At 60.6% G+C, this 19,607-nt stretch carries 15 protein-coding genes; 14 read left to right on the plus strand and 1 reads right to left on the minus strand.

Features of this window, described 5'->3' with window-relative positions:
* The first annotated feature begins 62 nt into the window (after positions 1–62).
* From JJB74_RS15360 to motA, 6 genes are all read left to right on the plus strand, one after another.
* Positions 63–2,018 carry an adenine nucleotide alpha hydrolase family protein gene (locus JJB74_RS15360; RefSeq protein WP_200592960.1) on the plus strand — a complete coding sequence of 652 codons (1,956 nt, stop codon included), beginning with the start codon at positions 63–65 and terminating at the stop codon, positions 2,016–2,018.
* Positions 2,019–2,092: 74 nt separating this feature from the next.
* Complete coding sequence (locus JJB74_RS15365) at positions 2,093–2,362, plus strand: hypothetical protein (protein WP_200592962.1); 270 nt, start codon at positions 2,093–2,095, stop codon at positions 2,360–2,362.
* Between the two features lie 361 nt (positions 2,363–2,723).
* Complete coding sequence (locus JJB74_RS15370) at positions 2,724–4,655, plus strand: PcfJ domain-containing protein (protein WP_200592964.1); 1,932 nt, start codon at positions 2,724–2,726, stop codon at positions 4,653–4,655.
* 869 nt (positions 4,656–5,524) lie between these two features.
* Complete coding sequence (locus tag JJB74_RS15375; protein ID WP_200592966.1) at positions 5,525–6,205, plus strand: hypothetical protein; 681 nt, start codon at positions 5,525–5,527, stop codon at positions 6,203–6,205.
* A 150-nt stretch (positions 6,206–6,355) separates the two neighbouring features.
* The gene (locus tag JJB74_RS15380; protein ID WP_200592968.1) at positions 6,356–8,392 is read left to right on the plus strand and encodes a type IV pilus assembly protein FimV; all 2,037 of its coding nucleotides are present in this window, start codon (positions 6,356–6,358) and stop codon (positions 8,390–8,392) included.
* A 2-nt stretch (positions 8,393–8,394) separates the two neighbouring features.
* Positions 8,395–9,255 carry a flagellar motor stator protein MotA gene (motA, locus tag JJB74_RS15385; protein ID WP_200592970.1) on the plus strand — a complete coding sequence of 287 codons (861 nt, stop codon included), beginning with the start codon at positions 8,395–8,397 and terminating at the stop codon, positions 9,253–9,255.
* A gap of 28 nt (positions 9,256–9,283) precedes the next feature.
* Here the strand turns inward: motA and JJB74_RS15390 are convergent, their stop codons facing one another.
* A complete protein-coding gene (locus JJB74_RS15390; RefSeq protein WP_200592972.1) occupies positions 9,284–9,601 on the minus strand; it encodes a hypothetical protein in 318 nt (105 codons plus the stop codon).
* Positions 9,602–9,863: 262 nt separating this feature from the next.
* On the opposite strand from JJB74_RS15390, the gene pilV reads away from it, so the two are divergent.
* The 8 genes from pilV (at position 9,864) to ssb (ending at position 19,407) form a co-directional block, all read left to right on the plus strand.
* Entirely contained in the window at positions 9,864–10,460 is a 597-nt protein-coding gene (gene pilV / locus JJB74_RS15395) for a type IV pilus modification protein PilV (RefSeq protein ID WP_200592974.1), read from the plus strand.
* Positions 10,457–11,461: a PilW family protein gene (locus tag JJB74_RS15400; protein ID WP_200592976.1), complete on the plus strand. Its 1,005-nt coding sequence runs from the start codon at positions 10,457–10,459 to the stop codon at positions 11,459–11,461. The genes pilV and JJB74_RS15400 overlap by 4 nt, the downstream gene beginning before the upstream one ends.
* Positions 11,462–12,082 carry a pilus assembly PilX family protein gene (locus JJB74_RS15405; RefSeq protein ID WP_200592978.1) on the plus strand — a complete coding sequence of 207 codons (621 nt, stop codon included), beginning with the start codon at positions 11,462–11,464 and terminating at the stop codon, positions 12,080–12,082.
* A gap of 3 nt (positions 12,083–12,085) precedes the next feature.
* Entirely contained in the window at positions 12,086–16,651 is a 4,566-nt protein-coding gene (locus JJB74_RS15410; protein ID WP_200592980.1) for a pilus assembly protein, read from the plus strand.
* Positions 16,651–17,079, plus strand: coding sequence for a type IV pilin protein (locus JJB74_RS15415; RefSeq protein ID WP_325170132.1), 429 nt, complete (start codon positions 16,651–16,653; stop codon positions 17,077–17,079). The genes JJB74_RS15410 and JJB74_RS15415 overlap by 1 nt, the downstream gene beginning before the upstream one ends.
* A gap of 3 nt (positions 17,080–17,082) precedes the next feature.
* A complete protein-coding gene (locus JJB74_RS15420) occupies positions 17,083–17,649 on the plus strand; it encodes a GspH/FimT family pseudopilin (RefSeq protein ID WP_200592982.1) in 567 nt (188 codons plus the stop codon).
* 231 nt (positions 17,650–17,880) lie between these two features.
* Positions 17,881–18,789: a hypothetical protein gene (locus JJB74_RS15425; RefSeq protein WP_200592983.1), complete on the plus strand. Its 909-nt coding sequence runs from the start codon at positions 17,881–17,883 to the stop codon at positions 18,787–18,789.
* Between the two features lie 27 nt (positions 18,790–18,816).
* Entirely contained in the window at positions 18,817–19,407 is a 591-nt protein-coding gene (ssb, locus tag JJB74_RS15430) for a single-stranded DNA-binding protein (protein ID WP_200592985.1), read from the plus strand.
* The last annotated feature ends 200 nt before the right edge of the window (positions 19,408–19,607 follow it).

Genomic DNA, 19,607 nt, shown 5'->3' on the forward strand with positions numbered 1-19,607 from the left:
CAAGGCAGCCTTACCGCCTTCTCCTTTCATCATGCCGCCTCGCGGCCAGAAGGAGAAACCTGATGCAAACCGACAACCGTACTTACCCGCTATTTTTTGAGCCGGCCGCAGCGCACCATGCTTCGCTGCCCGAACCAACGCTTTACTCCGTATCGCCCAACCAGCTTGCCGAGCAGGTCATCGCTCACATCAACTGCCTGATCGAGGAAGGGCATTGCGTCGTCTTCCCGGTGAGCGGCGGCAAGGATTCCAGCGCCACGATGATCTGCGGCCTGGAAGCCATCCGCCGCGCACGCTACGCCAATGTCCGGCAGGCCCATCACTGGATCATGACGTCGGACACGAAAACGGAAAACGGCTCAGTGCGCCAGCAGCTCCTGCGCATGTTCGACGAAGTGCAGGCCTACATCAAAAAGCACGATTTGCCGGTGTCGATCCTGACCGTGGAGCCGTCGCTTCCCGACCAGTTCGTCGTCGCTACGCTCGGGCGCGGCAGTCTTGCCCGCACCCCGCAAAACTCCGTCAAGGATGGCAAGGCCAAGCGCCCGTGTTCGGAATCGTGGAAGGCGATACCGCAGGAGCGCGCACAAAAGAAGATCGCGCAGGAAAGCGCACTTCTGGGCTTCCGCGAACCGGTGGCAGCACTTGGAACGCGCCTGGATGAATCGATCTCGAGGGGTACCCGCATGACGGAGCGCGGGGACAATGCGCTCACGCCAGTGCGCAACAAGCGCGGCATGCTGACGTATGCGCCGATTGCGGACTGGACGGTGGACGATGTCTGGACGCTGCTCACGCAATTCATGGATGAGAACGACAATCCGTTCCCGCCGGCGGTCTCGGCCTACACGGTGCGGTTGCTCGATCAGCTCTACAAGGATGGCAACGATGGTACCTGCGGCGTGGTGTTCGGCGACGGCGGCTATCGCAAGCCGTGCTCCGCGCGCTTCGGCTGCTGGAACTGTCTGATGGTGGGCGAACGCGACCCGAGCATGGAAAGCATGGTCAAAGAGTCGCGCCATGCCCACATGGCTGGCTTGAATCGTCTGCGCAACTACATCGCTGCCATTCAAAACGACCTGACCCGGCGTGAACTGATCGGGCGCACCCGCTCCGCGGCCGGCTACCTGGCCGTGCGCGCCGATGTGCTGAACTTTCAGACACGCATGGAGTTGCTGAAGATGATGCTCACACTCGACGTGCTGGAAGAGGAGCGCGCAGAAGCAATGTTTGAGGCGATTGCCTGTGGCGAGATCGAGGCCACCGAGGAAAACCGCATGCTGGCAGAGGTACAGTTCGAAATCCTAAGCTTCTCCCAGCTGGTGGCAATCGACTGGTTCATGTCGATGCACCCGTACTGCCCGCATGCCATGCCGGCGATATCCGCATGGTACGAGGTGCACAAGTTGGGTCGCCGCGTCATGGTGCCGGAAACACCGCCAACAATACCGAAGCAGCCAGTTGAAATGCATGGCTGGTTCAAGGTCGGCAATTACGACGACCAGGTGCCGACGTGGGGGTTGTACAGCCACGAAGTCGAACGCTGGAACGCCTACCGCCATCCGGACCGGGTGTCGGCATACGCGCAGGCCGGCGAAGGCGTGAAGACGGTCTACTTCGAAGAAGAGGACCAGATGAAGGTCGACGCCGAGCAAGCCTGCATGTACGTGACCTGCATGTTCGACTTTCAGATGTACCAGGAAGTGCAGGGACTCGATGCCATCGAAGGCGCCCGGTTCTGGATCAACGAAACGATCCTGAAGCCGGCCACGGGAATGATGGGCAGGTATCAGCACATGGCGGTGCGCGGACAGTATTTCGCGCATCTCGCTCGGAAGCTGAATCTTTCTCCGGCCGACATGGACGCCTACATCATCAAGAACGCAATCAGCGACGCGCAGCACGACCTGCTGCTGGATTCCGCCGACATGCCCCTGTTCGACAACGGCGTTTCGCCGGCGACTGACGACGGCGACGAAGAAGAACGGGAATTCAATCTCGCTGAATTGCTCATGTAACACCACACCAACCTTGCGGAGCGTCCGTGGCCATCCGGCTGCGGCGCCCGCCCCTTTTTTCAGAGAACCAACCAATGAACACACCGCAAAGCAACTCCATCCAGTTCGACCAGCCCATCGGCCATAGCGTCGGCGGCTTCACTGTCGGCCATCAGGCCACGATGAGCAGCAGCAAAGCACAGGGCACCATCACCGGGCTCAAGCACGAGAACGGGCAGCTGATCGTGTCGCTGTTCTTCGCGCAGCCGCAGCCGGTGGATGCACCGCAGGGCGCACTGTGCCACTACTTCCATCTGAACTGGCGCAACATCACATCAACCTGGCGGCCGGCTGCCGCTGCCTGACCATTCTCTTCCCATCAACCTTTTCTGATCCCTGCAAAGGGATCGGCAAAGCGTCCCGGATTTTTCCCTGCCGCGCCCCCGCGTGCGCGACCCGGAAGGCGCCTGATCACAGGCGAAAGTTTTATACACACAAAAATCAGCAGGCGCATTTTCCCCATGCCGATAGGAGTCTGTCGATCGAACTGAACATCTCCACACCGTCTTTCTGAATCTCTGCAGCGGGGTTCGGATAGGCATTCCGCCCGTTTCAAGTGCCGTGCGACGGCAGTTGAAGAACGCCTGGCCCGCCATTCCGGCGACCGGCATAAATCACAAGCCAACTGCGAGCGCGAACGCGCCCGCCTGAAACGGAGCACCATCAATGAAACAACTCGAACTACATGAAGACATGGGCCCGGCAATCATTGCGCGGCTCAGGGAAATCACGGATCTGCCCGACGAAGGCTATGTCGCAGGTCAAGCGGTATCGTCCGCGGTGCTGGAATTCTTCGGCTGCGACTGGGGCATTTCCTACAATGACGTCGACCTTTTCCGTGTCGCTACCAAGGAGGAACGTGCCGCCCGTCAAGCGCTGGTCGAAGCCGAAGAACAGCGCCGCGAGAAACACTATGAAGCGGGGACCGAATATCGCTACCGGCCGCCAAACAACCTGTGCACCTTCACGCGGCCGTCCTATCACTTTTCCGCGTACGGCGAGCTGCGCCTGTCCTGCAACACGAGGTACTCGGTGCTCACGACCTACCGCAGCGGCATGCTCAATACGGTGGCATGTTCGGGACTGGAGCGCGGCGTCGGTCACCTGCTCGATACGTTCGATCTGAACAATGTGCAAGTCGGCGTCGACCTGAAAGAAGGCAAGCTCGTGTGGACCCCGGCATTTGCGCGGTTCCTGAAGACCCGCCAATTGCAGATCGTCACGCTGCACACGCCATTCCACTCGGTGATCCGGTTTTTCCGCAAGCTCAAGGAACTGGCCGGCGTCTGCGGCGATCGGCAGAGCGCCGCAGAGCTCGTCATCGCGGCCTTCGAGAAGATCCGGCAGCGCAAACCGAAAGCGCCGACCGTCGTCAGCACCTACAACCTGCGCTGGAAGTTCGGAGAAATCTACCGGGCGAAGTTTGAAAGCGTGGCCGAAGAACTGGCGCCGTATTTCGGCTTGGTGGAAACCAAGCTGCGGGAATATTCGATCTATACCTTGCAGCCGCGGATTGCGGCCCCGGAAAATCTGCTCGCTACAGTGCGGGCGTGGGACCGTGACATCGTCCATCGCCTGCCGCTCGTGGCGAACGTCCTGCGTGGGATGCAGCGCAGCGGCGCGCGCGCGGCTACCGATTTCCTGATCAAAGGTGCCGGCCCTGCGCTCGAACAGTGCTGGCTGGCGTTGGGTCAGGGTTTCGAAGGCAACGTCTTGGTCGAAGACGTCAAGCGCATCAACAAGACTCTCAAGAAGCATCCCTTCCTGCTGGACCATTTCATTGGCCTAACGCTGGATCAGCAACAGCAGGCAATTACGATTCTGCGGGACGAATCGCAGTGGCGCGGCCTCTGGGTGTACGGCGTCGTGGAACGTGCGCAGGAATGGTCATGGGATAAGGACGACGTGCAGACGCAGCTTGACGCTGCAGAAATCAGGCTGGGGCAGGTTCTCAAAACTCCGCTTCTGCCGACAATGATGATCGGCGGCTTCGAGATCAGGGAGCTGACAACCGGACGCGATCTGTACACCGAAGGGGCCGAGTTGCACCACTGTGTCGCTGGATATGCCGAAGCTATCGAAGCCGGAAGCTGCGCAATATTTGCGGTGCGGCGCGGCGCCCAGGCCAAAACCTGGATGACGCTGGAACTGCACCGTCGTCCCGGGCGGTGGGGCATCGTACAGTTTAAGGGCCTGCAGAACCGGTTTGCGACTGACGAAGAAGCAGCCATTGCGGAGCGCTTTACCAGCTACTACAACGTAGCCTTCTATTTCGGGAGAACTGCGCTGTCGCTGATCCAGTGGATGCCGAATCACCGGCACGCCAAGGCGATCGCATGGTGTTCGCAGCAGGCGAAATGGCTGGACAAGAAGGCAATCGCACAAGAACTATCCTCGTGGAAGCGGAGAATCGCGGACAGGATGGCGCAGTCGCTGGACTTGCCTTCGTATATCGTGGACAGCAACTGGAGTCACCTTCATCCCCGCTGCGCAAGGTATTGGGCGCACGCCGGCAAGATACTGATTCGCCGCACGCCGCTTGGCAAATACCTTCCAAAACTTCCCGAGCCAATGGAGGATTTTGATATTCCTTTTTGACAACCCCATAACAAATAAGCAATACAAATATACATAAATGCCGCCACAACGATTTCGCGCATTCTTGAATACCGCCCCACTCGGGCGGTATTTTTACTTATTAAGTTATTTTCAATCGCATTTATTATAGCGAAAAAGATTTTATTTCGATTTTAACAATTTCGCAAATCTTTTAGAAAGCCTAAAAAGTTTGTCGACCCAGAAAAACTTTTAAGACCCTGTTTGGACCTCCAAAATTCCGCATAGCCATGATCTAGCAGTAAAGAATTTTTATTCTTGAGACAAAGCCCTCTCTGACAAAAAACGTAAAATGTAAAATCAGATGCCTCAATCACAAAATCCCTGCACGACAAATGCGGATTTTAAGATGAAATATGGAATCGAAGTTCTCTCCAAAAGCCTCGGCCGTATCCACTGTTAAAACGTTTTAACAGTGGATACGGCCGAGGCTATCCTTGCTCGTAAGAGTCCATCAAACCTTTTCTGATGCACACTCATGAACGTTTTTACAAAGGAACTCGCGTACGCGCGATTCCACGCAGAAGGCTGTTTTAACGTTGAAACAGTAGAGACATCAAGAAGTCGCCGGCGGTTTCATCGCTGAAACTCGCTCCGGCACAGTGTCAGCCTGGAGCGCACGGCAACATGAGAGACGTAACGGTTTTAATAAAAAATATAAAAATTTATTCGCAAATATTTTTTTATATTTTTTACTTTAGCACTGATATTTACCTTCAGTTTTTTTGCAACAATTACATATATTACGCATATTTGCCGCCAGGAATCTGCATAAGAAATCTTTTGAAAGGCTCTTGTTTTCTCCTTTGAATTGGAGCTAACATTCGCCTCCCACAGAAATGGAGGTTTCTATGAACAACAACACGATTGGAAACGCGATTTTGATGCTCCGTGACTTGCCACTTCAATTCCGGATCATGGTTGGCATCGTCCTCATTGGCTTCGTTGCGCAGATCATTCACCCGCACCCGCTCATCGTCGTCGCGGTTGATTTTTGCGCAATCAACGTTGCAATCAGATACCGAGGTAAAGATCCGCGATGCCTTCCCATCCTTTGGTTAATGACTTTGTTTTGCGCGGTCACCTTGGTCAGGTGGGGAACTCCGACCGACCATACAACCGAGATAATGCATTGGCATATGGGACGAATACATTTCGTCGTTATCTTCGGCTTCGTTATCGCTCTTTGGGCGAACTACAAATTCCCAAGTGAACTGTTATTCAAACATGCCGGTAAAGCAATATTCATCGGAATGGCCTTTGTGTTCATTGCCTCATTGCCCATCGTGCAAAAGCTGGACCATCCGGAGCAGATAGAAAGCGTGTCGTGCGAGAAAGTTTCTCAAGGCACCACTGGGCCACTCTGCTTTCACCCCATCTTGCCGACAGAACATGTCTATCCGGCGGAAAGTCGGTACGACGACGCATTACTCAGTCTCGCAGCGGGCATTCTGATTGCAGTGCTACTTTCGGCACGAGATGTAACGTTTAAAGCGACTGCATCGGGAGGTAGGGCACAAGCCAATCCATGAAGCGGGGACTTTTTTGAAGGATGCCGGCGTCTCGCCGCCATCCGTTTCCCCCCTGAAAACCAGCAGGATTCGCCGGAAGTCGAGCACAGCAACGGGCTATATTGCTTCGACGACACAACGCCGACCGCGCCAGCGATGCGAACCCTGCACATGACAAAGCCGACTCAGGTATTCCCCCCGCTCCCGATGCGCGCGGCTCTGCTGTCGGCACTGGCCGCCTGGTCCGCATCCGCGCTCGCCATCGGCTTGGGTCCGATCTCGGTACAGTCCTCGCTCTCGCAGCCGCTAGAGGCCAGCGTCCCGGTGATTTCCGCAACCCCTGCGGATATTGCGACCGGATGCCTGAAGGCTCGCGCCGAGGACCTCGAAGGCATTCCGATGGCGCAGATCGCCGCCTATGCCGCGCAAGACGGCAACGCGGCGGCCATCGTTCTGAGCAGCGAACGCGCAATCAACGAACCCGGATTTCGCCTAGAGGTGCGCGTGGGCTGCCACGAGGTTACCAGCCGCACCTACGACGTGCTGCTCGATCCCGCCGGGACAGCAGGCGCCGCTTCCGCAGCCACACGCCGCCGCCTGCGGCGCTATGCCCCGGATACGACTTCGGTCCTGCCTGTTCCGAACCTGACCGACATGCAAAGGCCGCATCCGCTTGCCGCCAAGCCGGCGCCCGAGCCGCGCAGCGTGCTGAAAGTGGCGGCGCCGGAAACGATCGAGGAAAAGCTCAAGGGCGCGGACCTGGTCAAGCCGGACTGGAATCTTCGAGTCGACACGATCCTGTCGCTGTCGGATAAGTCCCGGGGCGCGGAACAGATGCCGATGTGGCGCAGGATGCAGGCGCGTCTGGCCGCGGTGCTGCGCAACGAAGACCCTTATGAGGATCTGTCCAAGCAGTTGGACGATGCGCGCCGCGCCGCTGTCGACGGAAAGAAGCAGGCCGCGCAGTTGCGGGCGCAGGCGCTATCGGACAAGTCCGCGCTGCAGTCGCAAATCGACGCCATGTATTCGCCCGCGTGGATTGCCGGCCTTGGCGGCGTGTCGATCGTGCTTGCCGCCGCATTGAGCGCGCTCGCCTATCGTCGGCGGCGCTCGTTGAAACCGCCAAAAGCCGCGCAGCCCTGGCATCACACCACGGAACCGTATTTCTCTGCTGCCGCGCCGGCTGCGGCCGAAGTCGCGTCTGCCGCGGCTGCTGTTCCCGATTTCAGCAGCGCCGCGCAGGATGCGCCTACGCCCGCCTACGCCGCGCGCAGCGACGCGGATCTGGACCGGCAGGCGATCGATTATGCGGCAAGCCTGAATGCGGAAATGGCGCAGTCGGCTGCCGACGTCGCGCGGGTGTTGTTGGAAGCGGAACATGCAATGCTGGACCAGAACCCCGCGCAGGCAATCTCCGATCTGGAACGGTATTGCCGCGCTACGCAGATGTCGCCGGCGCCAGCACTCTACCTGCTGGAGCTTTACCGGGCGGAGAATCAGGAAAGCGCCTACGCGAACCTGCGTGAACACATCAAGGCGATGTTCCATGTCGATACGCCCGATTGGTCAACCGACTGGATGCAGGACACGCGCACCATCGCGTCGTTCCCCGAAATCGAACAGTCCATCCATGCGCTCGCGGCAAACCCCGAGCTTCTGCCCTTTCTGCAGGGCCTGCTGCTGGTCGTCGACAACCGTTTCGACTTTTTCGTGTATCGCGATATCGTCCAGCGCATCATGCTGGCCATTGCCCCGCCAGCGCAACATGCGTCCCCGCACACCGCGGAAGCGGCGCCAGCCGAAGAACCTGCTCTTCACATGGTGGCAACGCAAATCGCGGCCACTGCTGTTGAAGACACGCCGGCGTCCCCGGTTACTTCGGAGGTCGAACACGCACCTGAAAAATCCGCCCCGCCGCCCACGGACACCCCGCCCGAGCATTCGAACGCGACGATCATTCCCTTTACCCATGACGCCGGAGCGCGTTCAGCGTCGTCCGTTTCGAACGTCGACGGTGCTGCGACGCGTGGCGAGCTGTTGAGCCTGGCCGAACTGGGGCTGCCAGAGGAAGCGCAGACACCCAAGCCAGCAGCGCCAAGCGCTGCGTCCGCCGAACCGACCGCGCCGGCGACGTTGGACTTTCCGCTTGATCTTCCCGATCTCGAATTCCCCAGCCGCTCGGCTGCGTCGTCCACACCGTCGCGCTGATCGTGCTAGTCCTTCTCGGATATGCAGTTGTCCTCGCGTCAGTGTTTGGCGGCTTTGCCCTCGCCGGCGGGCATCTCGCCGCTCTATGGCAGCCGCTGGAGGTGCTGATGATCGGCGGCGCGGCAATAGGCGCGTTCTTCGTCGGCAACGATATGAAATCGGTCAAGGCAACCCTCAAGGCGCTGCCCTCGGTGCTGAAGGGCTCGCGCTACACCAAGGCGCTCTACCTTGAACTTCTGCTGCTGCTTTCGGACTTGCTGAACAAGATCCGCAAGGACGGCCTGATGGCTATCGAGGGCGATGTGGAAGCGCCGGCAGAGAGCACGATCTTCACCAAATACCCGAACATCATGGCCGACCATCACATCATCGAATTCATGGCCGACTATCTGCGGCTGATGGTGTCGGGGAACATGGATGCGTTCCAGTTCGAAAACCTGATGGACAATGAAATCGAGACCCATCACCACGAAGGCGAAGTCCCGGCGCACTGCATTTCCAAGCTCGGCGATGGCCTTCCCGCGTTCGGCATTGTCGCCGCGGTGATGGGGGTGGTGCACACGATGGAGTCGGTGGGCTTGCCGCCGCAGGAGCTGGGTATCCTGATCGCGCATGCGCTGGTGGGCACCTTCCTCGGCATCCTGCTTGCCTACGGCTTCATCGGCCCGCTGTCGGGACTGCTCGAGCAAAAGCTGCACGAGTCGACCAAGATGTACCACTGTGTCAAGGTGACGCTGATGGCGAGCCTGAACGGCTGCCCTCCCCAGGTCGCCATCGAGTTCGGCCGCAAGGTGCTGTACTCGACCGAGCGGCCCTCCTTCACCGAGCTTGAAGATCACATCCAGCAGGCCAAGACGAAGTAACCGGTTATGCGCAACCGTGCGCTATCGGTCAGCCCTCTTCGCGCGCCAGGTGCTTGCGAAACGATGCGATCTCTTCGTCGACCTCGGCCAGCAAAGCGGCAACGTTGCCATGGAAAGTGAATTCCGATTCATCCCGGCGCTTGTCCTGATCGCGCAGACGGTTGTCCACGGCGAGGCGCACCTTGATCGGCGCGGTCGGCGAATTCTGAGAAACGCGCAGGATCCGGTTGCTGTGTGCGGGAGCGCCAAGCCAGAACGAATAGCCCTTGCCCTCTGTGGGGAGCGGGTCTGCGTGTAGCTCATGACGGTGGCTCAGGATCGCGGCTTTGATGTCGTCGAGGCGCATGATGACTAGGTAGTGTCCAAAAAACAATATTTTAGACGATGCGGGGCCGGCAGGGGCCGCGCCTGTGGGACCCGGCGTGACGCAGCCAGCGCCGAATCCTCACCAAATCTGCTGCGACTTCGGCATTTCCTATTAGCAATGACGGCCTAAAATTTTTGGGCAATACGGCGAACCTGAAGCGCAAGCGCCGGCAACGCCACAGCGCGATGCCTGTGCGCCGTCGCAGCGGGGCCAATCAGCGCATCCCTCACGCCGAACTCATATGCCCTGCTCCGATATCGTTCTTCGTTACGCCAAGCCCGCCCGCGCCGGCGGCTTCTCGATGCTCGAAGTGCTGATTGCCATCATCGTGCTCACCGTCGGATTGCTCGGCGGCGCCGCGCTGCAGGCAAGCGCGATGGCGTCGAACCGCGATGCGCGCATCGCTTCGGCGGCAGTACTGTACGCGCGCGAAATCGGCGAGATGATGCGCGGCAACAAGACTGTCGCACTCAAGACCAGCGCAGCAAGCAACCCCTATCTCATCGATTCCGGCAGTGCCGCGCCGGTAGCCAGCGCCGACTGCTTCCAGTCGGCCTGCACCAGCCCGTCCGATCTGGCGTCCTGGCAGATGGCGGACTGGTATGGCCGCGTGACGAACGATCTGCCCGGCGCCCGAGTGCTCGTGTGCTACGACAGCGCGCCCTATGATGCCTCCGGCACACCGCAATGGCCCTGCACCAACAGCGGCGGCGTGGCGGTCGTCAAGATCGGCTGGACACGCCGCACCACGGATTCGGGCGCGTCCACCGCGACCGCTTTCGACCGCGCTACGACGCCGGCGCTTGTCGTGCCGATCACCGCCGGGAGTACGCAATGAGCGCCGCGCAAAATCGCGCGCGTCAGGCCGGCGTGACGCTGATCGAATTGATGGTGGCAATGGCGATCAGTCTGCTCATCGTGCTAATCGCGGCCTCCGCCGTGGTGGCTTCCAAGCAGGGGTTCATGACGGTCGACGCCGGCGCGCAACTGCGCGACAACACTCGCTTCGCCGTCGATCTGGTGCAGCAGGTCTCGGTGCAGGCCGGCTATCTGGACGTCGCCTTTGCCACAGCCGCTGCCTCGCCCAACGCGCCGGCGTCAACCATCGATGCGCCGATCACAGGCTTCAATAATGCCCTCGTGCCCGCCAACGGCAGTGACCCGATTTCCGGTCTGGCTTCGAACAGCCGCACTGCGGCCGCGGGTGGCTGCAGCGATGCGGCCGATACCGCCTGCGCCAACGGCAGCGATGTGCTGGTCCTGCGCTACCAGAGCGCCGAAGGGCTTGCCGGATCCGGCCAGTCGGACCAGACGATGATCAACTGCGCCGGCGTGCCGCAGACGGCTGCGCCAGCGACCGCGCAGACGCGCATCGTCAGCATCTTCCATGTCGCCCGTACCGAAGGCGGTGAGCCATCCCTGATGTGTACGACACAGGACGCCAGTGGCAACTGGACTACCGAGCCAGTCGTGCGTGGCGTCGAAGGATTTCAGGTGCTCTATGGCGTGGACGCCGTCACCGCGAATGCCGCGCCGACCGGTACGCCGGATTCGGTCACGGACACCTACCTGCGCGCCGATCAGATCGTCGTACCGGGCGACGCCGCGGCGACGAATGCGAACTGGCGCCGCGTGCGCAGCCTGCGCATCGGCCTTCTGGTGCGCGGCCCGCGCAATAGCGTGCAGGACCGCGCCGGCGCGATGCAGCCCTACTACGTGCTCGGTCAGGCAGCGTCCAGCACCGGCGACACCGGCGCGATCTTCACGCCTTCCGACGACGGACGTCTGCGCCAGGTGGCGACGACGACGATCCATCTGCGCAATCCGCAAGGGGGCTGAATGCAACGTATCCATTTCCCTTGCCGCAAGCCGCCCGCACCCGGCCATCAGGAAGGCATGGCGCTGCTCGTGGTGCTGCTGCTGTTGGTCGTGGTGATGATCCTTGGCCTGTCGAGCTCGCAGATTGCCCTTTTGTCCGAGCGCAGCGCCCGAGGCGACCGGGATTACCAGATTGCGTGGCAGTCGGCCGAGGCGGCGCTCGTCGATGCGCAGTTCGACATCGAAGGCCCCGGCACGGCGCAGCGTGCAGCCGTCTTCGCGCCGAATAACCTGCTCGACTTCATTGATGGATGCGGCGCGGCCAGCGAGCCGGTGCGCCGCGGTCTTTGCCTGCCCTCGGCCATCGGCAAGCCGGTGTGGCTCACCGTCGACCTCGCCGATTTGCACGCGCCGGTAACGCAGTTCGGCGACTTCACCCAGCGCGCCTTCGATGCCGGCAGCGCCGGGCTCAAGCCGGCCTACAAGCCGCGCTACATCATCGAAGCCGTACCCGACACCCAACTTTTTTCCGATAAGAGCATCGGCGCTGATAAGCGTTTCGTCTACCGCGTGACCGCACTTGGCTTCGGCCCGCGCGACACCGTTCAGGCAGTGGTGCAAATGATCTTTCGAAAGGATTAGCCGATGGGCAAACCCACATCACTGACGGCAAAGCTGGGCAGCACCTGGGGCATCGTGCGCAGACATCCGGCACGGGCGATCGCCGCGCTTCTGGCTCCTGCCGGTACCGCAGCGCTCATTGCTCTCGGCGCACCGACGCCGCCGGCGATCCCGCCTGTGAATCTTTCCAGCACCCCTCTGTTTGCGAAAGGCCAGCAGGTCAAACCGACCGTCACGCTGGCGTTGTCGGTGGAATTCCCAACCGTTGGCCTTGAATACCTCGGCACTCCGAACAGTACGCTCGATGACGGCTATGCGCCCGCGAACGAATACTTCGGTTACTACGACGCTGACAGCTGCTACTCCTATCTGAACGATCCATCGCCAGACAAACGGCGTTTCGTACGCATGGGAGCAGCGACGAACCATACCTGCGGCGGTATAGGATTCAGCGGAAACTTCATGAACTGGGCCAGCAGCAGCGGCATCGACCTGCTTCGCCTTGGCCTTTCGGGCGGCGATCGGATCGTGGACACGTCTTCCCTGACCGTGCTTCAGCGTGCGGTGCTTCCAACATGGTTCTTCAATAGCGCATGGGCGCCGGCCAAGAAACTATCTGCATCGCTGGCCACGGGCGCGGTCCCGAACAATTTGCTGCAGGGGTTTACCGGCGACGTCTATGTATCGAATTGTCTCAACCGCATTCATTTCGGCACCGATATCAACTCAACGAACTGCTTCACGCCTGCGCAAAATTCGAATCTTGGTACTGCGGTAGGCGAAGGCAGCGCCTATGGTCCGCTCACCAGCTACAGCGGGAACCTGCCGGCCGATTTGCAAGGGCCGTGCGGCGGGGAAGGCAGCACATGTAACTTCATGGGTACGATGCAGGTCTTTTACGGATCGGATACCCGGTGGAATGTCCTTAGCGCAGTCAATGGGGTGGAATGCAACAACTTCGTCATGGGCGATCCAGCGTGGGGCGCGGCGAAGTACTGCTACCTCCGGCCAGACCCAAGCGGTTGGCAACCGCCGGTATTTAGCCCCGTCACGCTCTATAACGGAGCGCTACCCTCCGACTTCCAGTACTGCAGCGATCAGTACAGCAACTGCAATTATTCCGGCGCCATGCAGGTGGCATTCGGCTCCGGCAATAACTGGGTCTTCACTTCAGCAGTCAATTCGCTGCCCTGCACCTACCGGCTGCTGGGTGATCCAGCGCCTGGCGCATCGAAGAGCTGCTATGTACGTCCCGATCCGACTGGATGGTCGCCCAACACGCCGACGGCGCTCACCTCTGACGCCTTTTTCTACTCGCGGATGCAGGTTTGCGACAGCAATGCGTCCGGAGCGCTTACCGACCCGCGCACCAGTTATTGCGACCGCTATCCAAGCGGCTACTACAAACCCATCGGCGCGCTGCAGCGCTATAGCGACAAGGTTCGTGTCGCCGCGTTTGGCTACCTCATGGACAACCAAATCCCGCGCTACGGCGGCGTGCTGCGCGCGCCAATGACCTACGTGGGACCGACAGCCTATGACAGCTACGGCAACCCAATCGCCGGCCTGAATCCGAAGTCGGAATGGGACCCGGCAACAGGTATCTTCACAGTGAACCCGGAAGGTGCCGCGGAGAATCTCAGCGGGGTAATCAATTACCTCAACCAGTTTGGCAGGACCGGACCCTGTGACTCCTGCTACAAGATGTTCGATCCGATCACGGAGCTGTACTACGAGGCGGTGCGCTATTTGCAGGGCCTGCAACCCACCCCGGCGGCTACGGATGGCATGACGGATTGGATGAAAGCCGGCTTCCCCGTCTATACGAGCTGGACTGATCCGCATGCGGATGGCAGCAATACCGCCGACTATTCTTGCGTAAGAAACAGCATCATCACCGTCGGCGACGACAATACCCATGACGACAAGTCGATTCCCGGCAACACATCCTGGCTCAATGAAAGCGAGTTTGCGCGCCCCGCGAACCCGTCCGGTAACGAACCGGACTTTCACTTCTGGACTCAAGTTGTGGGCGGCTTCGAATCCAATAATGCTGTCAGCTATCCGGACAACAACGGCACGATCCAGACCACGGTTAATCCCGGACCGTATATCAACGGCGGATTGTGGGGAATGGAAAATCAGGAAGTGCCGAAGTGGGTCGCAACTACTGAGACCACGGCGGGCTACTTCATGGCCGGCATTGCTTACTGGGCCAATACACACGATATCCGTGGCAGCCAATGGAGCCAGACCGACAAGCAGCGTCCCGGCATGCGCATCACCAGCTATTTCCTCGATGCCAACGAGTACAACGCACAAAGCGACCCGAATTCCCGCCACAACAACCAGCAATTTCTGGCGGCCAAATACGGCGGCTTCATCGACCAGTCCGGCATTGGCAACCCGTTTTATTCGTCCAACGGCACTGCGGACAATTCGCCCTGGATGAGCCCATATGCTGCCGGAGAAGCGCGCACCTATTTCCTCGCTTCGGGCGGCAGGCGGGTGGTGACATCGATTGATCAGATATTCAATGCCATCATCGTGCAGGCCAACAGCATCGCCGGCGGCGCGATCACCGGGCAGCGACTGACTTCGGGCGGCGCGATCTACGAGGCGCAGTTCGATTCCACTTCCTGGAGCGGAGACGTCATCGCCTTTCCCGTCACCGTCAACGGCGACAACACTGTGACGGTCAGCGGCTTGGCTGGCGCACAATGGACCGCCGCCACACAGTTGGATGCGGCCGACTTCACGACGCGCAAGATCGCCGTCGGCAAAGTCGCGTCGGGTTCGTCGCCGGCGGCCACCGACTTCAGTTGGGGCAATATCGAATCGACTCTTGCCGACCAATTGAACCGCCCGAGCCCCACCGCTTCGCCGGATGGCTTGGGCCAGCAGCGGCTCAATTTCCTGCGCGGCGATCGCTCACTTGAAAGCACGCAGTTCAGGAAGCGCGCCAGCCGGCTGGGCGACATCCTCAACTCGGGCGTCGTGTACGAGGGAGCGCCGTCCACCGCCATCGGCGCGGCAGACTACCTCGCGTTCTATAACGCCAACGCGAACCGGACACCGGCGGTGTACGTCGGCGCAAACGACGGCATGCTCCATGCGTTCAATGCGGCAACCGGCGCGGAACTGTTTGGCTACATCCCGAGTTGGATGGGGCCGAACCTCTCGGCGCTGACAAGCCAGCAGTACACCAGCGGGAACCATCAGAGCTATGTGGATGCCACGCCGGTCACGGGCGAGGCCCTTGTGGGCAGCAACTGGAAGACGGTCCTTGTCGGCGGCACCGGTGCCGGCGGCCAAGGCGTGTATGCGCTTGATGTGACCGACCCCACGGCATTCGACAGCACGCACGTTCTGTGGGAATTCACCGACCGCGACGACGCCGATATCGGCAACATCGTCGGCCGGCCGCAAATCCTGAAGGTGCGCGTCAGTGCGCCCGGCGCCACGCCACAGTACAAATGGTTCGCAGTCGTGGCCAGCGGCGTGGACAACTATGTCAACGACGGCAATTTCAGCGCTACCGGCAACCCTGCCCTGTTCCTGCTGGACCTGTCCAAGCCCGCATCGTCATCCTGGGCGCTTGGAAGCAACTACTACAAGGTGTCGCTGCCGGTCGATCCGACGCTTGCGACAAGCCTGGCTACCGGCGCGATCAATTTCACCGCTGATGGCGGCGCAGCCGGCGAAGTCGCGCATCTGTATATCGGCGATCTCCACGGACGCATGTGGAAGCTGAACTTCACCCGTGTGGGCGCGTCCGGCTTCACGATGAACACGCTGACCGCCTTCAGCACCGCGTATGACGGCAGCGGGAATCCGACCGGCACGCCGCTGCCGCTGTATATCGCGCAGGACAACTCCGCGCAGAGCGCGGTCCAGCCGATAACGGCCGCGCCGGCGCTGCTCGTCGGTCCGAACCGCAGCACCATCGTTGCCTTTGGCACGGGCAAGTACCTTGAGGACAGCGACAATTCACTATCCCCGACGCCGCAGCAGCAGACGGTCTATGCGCTGTACGACGACGGCAGCACCACCGCGGACAGCCTCTCGGGGCCAGCCATCATCAGCGGGCGCAAGCGGCTCGCGCAAGCATCCATCAGTGGCACCGCGGTCACCATCCCGGCATTTACGTGGGGCCGCGCCATGTCCGACACCGATACCCTGCGCTCCGGCTGGTTCCTCGACTTTACGCAGGCCGGCGAGCGACAGGTCAGCGATTTGCGCACCGGCGGCGGCGACGTACTGTTCGCCTCGGCCGTGCCACCGGGAGCGCAAGGCGACGTGTGCGGGCGCGGCAGCGGAAACATCTACGACATCAACTTGGCCACGAACAGCGGCACGGCATTCCGCTCGCATGTCGGCATGCCGACTACCCCGTTCATGCCAGAAGCAGGCCCAACAACGACCACGGTGTCGGACAGCACCGGGCGGCGCATGACGGTTGGCACCCGCCAGGTCATCGTGCAGGGCGCATCCGGTGTGCAAACCGCCCAGACCCGCACATTCCAGTATCCGACCGGCCGTCTGAGCTGGCGGCAGATCAACAACTACCGAGCACTGAGGAACCAGTAATGGCTATGCGACGCAACAAGGGCTTTACCCTGATCGAACTGACGATCGTGGTGGCGGTGATCGGCATTCTGGCCGCAATCGCAATGCCGGCCTACACGAAATGGGTCATGAAGGGAAAGCGCGCGGAGGGGCGCACTGCCCTGCTGGATCTGCTGCAGCAGCAGGAACGCTACATGACCCAGCACAATGCATACCTTGCGTTTAGCGCCGGGCAGAGCGGCGTGCCGTTCAAGACCTTTTCGGGTTCGTCCGCCACCAACGCGTCCTACCTGCTCGCCGCGCAGGCCTGCAGCGGCACCACGATCGCAGAATGCGTGCAGCTCACCGCGGTGCCACAGCGCCCCGATCCGGATGTCGACACGATCTCGATCACCAGTACTGGCCAGAAAACCTGCACCGGCACGAGCCAGGCCGACTGCTGGAGGTAAGCCATGCGCATCAGGACCTCGGGCTTTACGCTAATCGAACTGCTTGTCGCCGTCGCCGTGCTCGGCGTGATGTCTGCCGTAGCCGCGCCAAGTTTCATGAGCTACCGGCATAACGCGGAGCTGGGTGCGGCAGCCAACGACTTCTTGAGCGCGCTGGCGGCGGCCAAGTCGGAAAGCGTGGTCAACAGCACGCATGCGCTTGTTGTGCCTGCCGATGGCGCGAACTGGTCTTCCGGCTGGATCGCGTTCGCCGACAAGAATTACAACGGCACTTTCGATGCGGGCGATCGCAAGCTGCTTTCCGGCCCCGCCTTCCCTGCCTATCTCGCAATCAGCGGCACCGGCACAGCGGGCGGCACCGCGCCGTATGTGCTGTTCGACGCACTTGGCTATTCGCGCGACGCCGCCGGTGGCTTTGCCAGCAGCACGATCCAGATTGCCCGCAACGATATCGGCACGGCGCCAAGCTATACGGCGATGCGGCGCGTCAAGGCCAACTACTCCGGCCGCATCCGCTCCTGCAAGCCCGCAGCAGATCCCGATCCCGATTGCGATAGCAGCGGCCTGTAGGAACGCCTCCTGCCGCCCTCGCCAGCGGCGCGCATGGCAGGGCCGGCAAGAAAATAGTTGTTCAGGGGATCAAACGGCAGTAATATTCCTATGCCGCTACGCGGCAGCGTCACGATCTTCAGCACCCCCACACGTCTCACAGCGTTTTCTTGTAGCCCCTTACAGGAAAGCCTGTCTCAAGGCTTGCTCCAGTTTTCCTCGCCATTTCCATGGCACCCTGGAGAAGTTGTTATGTCCACGACCAGATTAGAACGCACTGCGATGCATTTCGCAGACACGTTCGATACCGCTGAAATTTCTGGCCGGGCGACGTACCAGACCACGGGAACCGAAATCGAGGAAACGCGTAACGCGGGACCTCCATCTTCGGATTCACGTAGTCACGGTCCCTCTGCGGTTCCCAATCAGTCCACGGCAATGCCGGTGGCTGACAAGGTCCACAGTCAGGTGTTTGGTACGGTGAAAGTCTGCTTTTACCAGTACAACAGCCGTCGCATCATCCGCGCCATCGCACGAAAGAACGGCATCGCGAAGGAGCGCATTTTTACTCCCGAGATCGCCAGAGCGCGCTGTGTTGTCTTCGACATGCTCAGCGCAATCGATTGGGTCAAGGAAGTCGGGTTTCGAGATGTCGAGCCGATGGATTCCTTTGCCCTGCCATCCCTTGTGGCTGCATACGCCCCGCCGTCACCGCGTGAAGCGCCGCCTCCGGCAGCGCCAGCACCGCGGCCACGGCCGCAACAGCGGGCAGCGCCACCACCGCCTGAACGTCCCCCCGATCAGGCGCCGCGAGCCCCGGCAGCAGCACCGCCCGAGTCCTCGCCGAAACACTCCCCATCGCCAACCGCAACACGGTCAGAACCGGTGGAAGGCACGATCTCCTTCCTCGGCAAGACCACCCGCCCTGCATGGCAGGGCAAGCCCGGCTACACCACGTTCGCCATCAAGGTGAAAAGGCCCAGTGGATACGAAAAGGAGTTCCTGGGAGAGCACCTAGCCGAACTCGCAAAGCTTCACCGCCTGCGTAACGGCATGCCGATCAGGATTCAACTGCTAGGCAAGAGACACTTCACCGTCGAAGTCAGAGACGGTGAATTCGAAACCCGCTACATGAACGAATACTCGATCACCGTTCTGTAGCCACCCCACCCATTTTGGAGAATCACCATGTCTGGAACCGTCAACAAAGTTACGCTCATAGGCTACCTGGGCCGCGACCCGGATACCCGCGCAATGACAAGCGGCGACACCGCAACCAACATCGCGCTGGCAACGACCGATACCTGGAAGGACAAGGCCACCGGCGAGAAGCGCGAGCAGACCGAATGGCATCGTGTGGCGTTCTACGGCAAGCTTGCCGAAATCGCCGACAAGTACCTGCGCAAAGGTTCGCTGGTCTACATCGAAGGCAGCCTGCGCACCCGCAAGTACACGGACAAGGATGGCGTCGAGAAGTACGTCGTCGAAATCCGCGCTGATGACATGCGCATGCTGGGTGCCCGCAACACCGGCGGCCAACAAGGCGGCGACGACAGCTATGGCCAGCAGGAAGACAGCCAGCAGTATTCGACGCAGCTGCAGCGTCCGGCGCAAGGGACGCAGCAGCGCTCGCAGCAGCAGCGCACTGCACCGGCCCCGCAACAGCGTCCCGCGCCGAACACCAACCGTGCCCCGGCGCCACGTCAAGCCCCGCAGCAGGAGCCGGCGCTGGCCGGGGGCTACACCTCGGACGATCCGGACGGGGACATCCCGTTCTAGGTCCGTTAAAAATCAATGACTTATCACGCATAAGATCGCGCGCTAGTCATTGATTTCAATCCTTTCACCCAACCCAACGTTCGCCCCCTTCGGGGGGCGGCGTTTTTCTTCGATCACTCCCCGATGTACGGGTTTTCGTCATGCGCGCGCGGCTCGCATGACGAAAGCCTCGCCTGCTGTCGCGAGCGCCTGAGCTTCTT

Source organism: Noviherbaspirillum pedocola, assembly GCF_016632335.1.
Lineage (GTDB): Bacteria > Pseudomonadota > Gammaproteobacteria > Burkholderiales > Burkholderiaceae_D > Noviherbaspirillum_A > Noviherbaspirillum_A pedocola.

What these genes read in the sequence shown, in the direction of transcription:
- JJB74_RS15360 (WP_200592960.1), top strand. Translation starts at nt 63, where the DNA reads ATGCAAACCGACAACCGTACTTACCCGCTATTTTTTGAGCCGGCCGCA.
- JJB74_RS15365 (WP_200592962.1), top strand. Translation starts at nt 2,093, where the DNA reads ATGAACACACCGCAAAGCAACTCCATCCAGTTCGACCAGCCCATCGGC.
- JJB74_RS15370 (WP_200592964.1), top strand. Translation starts at nt 2,724, where the DNA reads ATGAAACAACTCGAACTACATGAAGACATGGGCCCGGCAATCATTGCG.
- JJB74_RS15375 (WP_200592966.1), top strand. Translation starts at nt 5,525, where the DNA reads ATGAACAACAACACGATTGGAAACGCGATTTTGATGCTCCGTGACTTG.
- JJB74_RS15380 (WP_200592968.1), top strand. Translation starts at nt 6,356, where the DNA reads ATGACAAAGCCGACTCAGGTATTCCCCCCGCTCCCGATGCGCGCGGCT.
- JJB74_RS15390 (WP_200592972.1), bottom strand. Translation starts at nt 9,601, where the DNA reads ATGCGCCTCGACGACATCAAAGCCGCGATCCTGAGCCACCGTCATGAG.
- pilV (WP_200592974.1), top strand. Translation starts at nt 9,864, where the DNA reads ATGCCCTGCTCCGATATCGTTCTTCGTTACGCCAAGCCCGCCCGCGCC.
- JJB74_RS15400 (WP_200592976.1), top strand. Translation starts at nt 10,457, where the DNA reads ATGAGCGCCGCGCAAAATCGCGCGCGTCAGGCCGGCGTGACGCTGATC.
- JJB74_RS15405 (WP_200592978.1), top strand. Translation starts at nt 11,462, where the DNA reads ATGCAACGTATCCATTTCCCTTGCCGCAAGCCGCCCGCACCCGGCCAT.
- JJB74_RS15410 (WP_200592980.1), top strand. Translation starts at nt 12,086, where the DNA reads ATGGGCAAACCCACATCACTGACGGCAAAGCTGGGCAGCACCTGGGGC.
- JJB74_RS15415 (WP_325170132.1), top strand. Translation starts at nt 16,651, where the DNA reads ATGGCTATGCGACGCAACAAGGGCTTTACCCTGATCGAACTGACGATC.
- JJB74_RS15420 (WP_200592982.1), top strand. Translation starts at nt 17,083, where the DNA reads ATGCGCATCAGGACCTCGGGCTTTACGCTAATCGAACTGCTTGTCGCC.
- JJB74_RS15425 (WP_200592983.1), top strand. Translation starts at nt 17,881, where the DNA reads ATGTCCACGACCAGATTAGAACGCACTGCGATGCATTTCGCAGACACG.
- ssb (WP_200592985.1), top strand. Translation starts at nt 18,817, where the DNA reads ATGTCTGGAACCGTCAACAAAGTTACGCTCATAGGCTACCTGGGCCGC.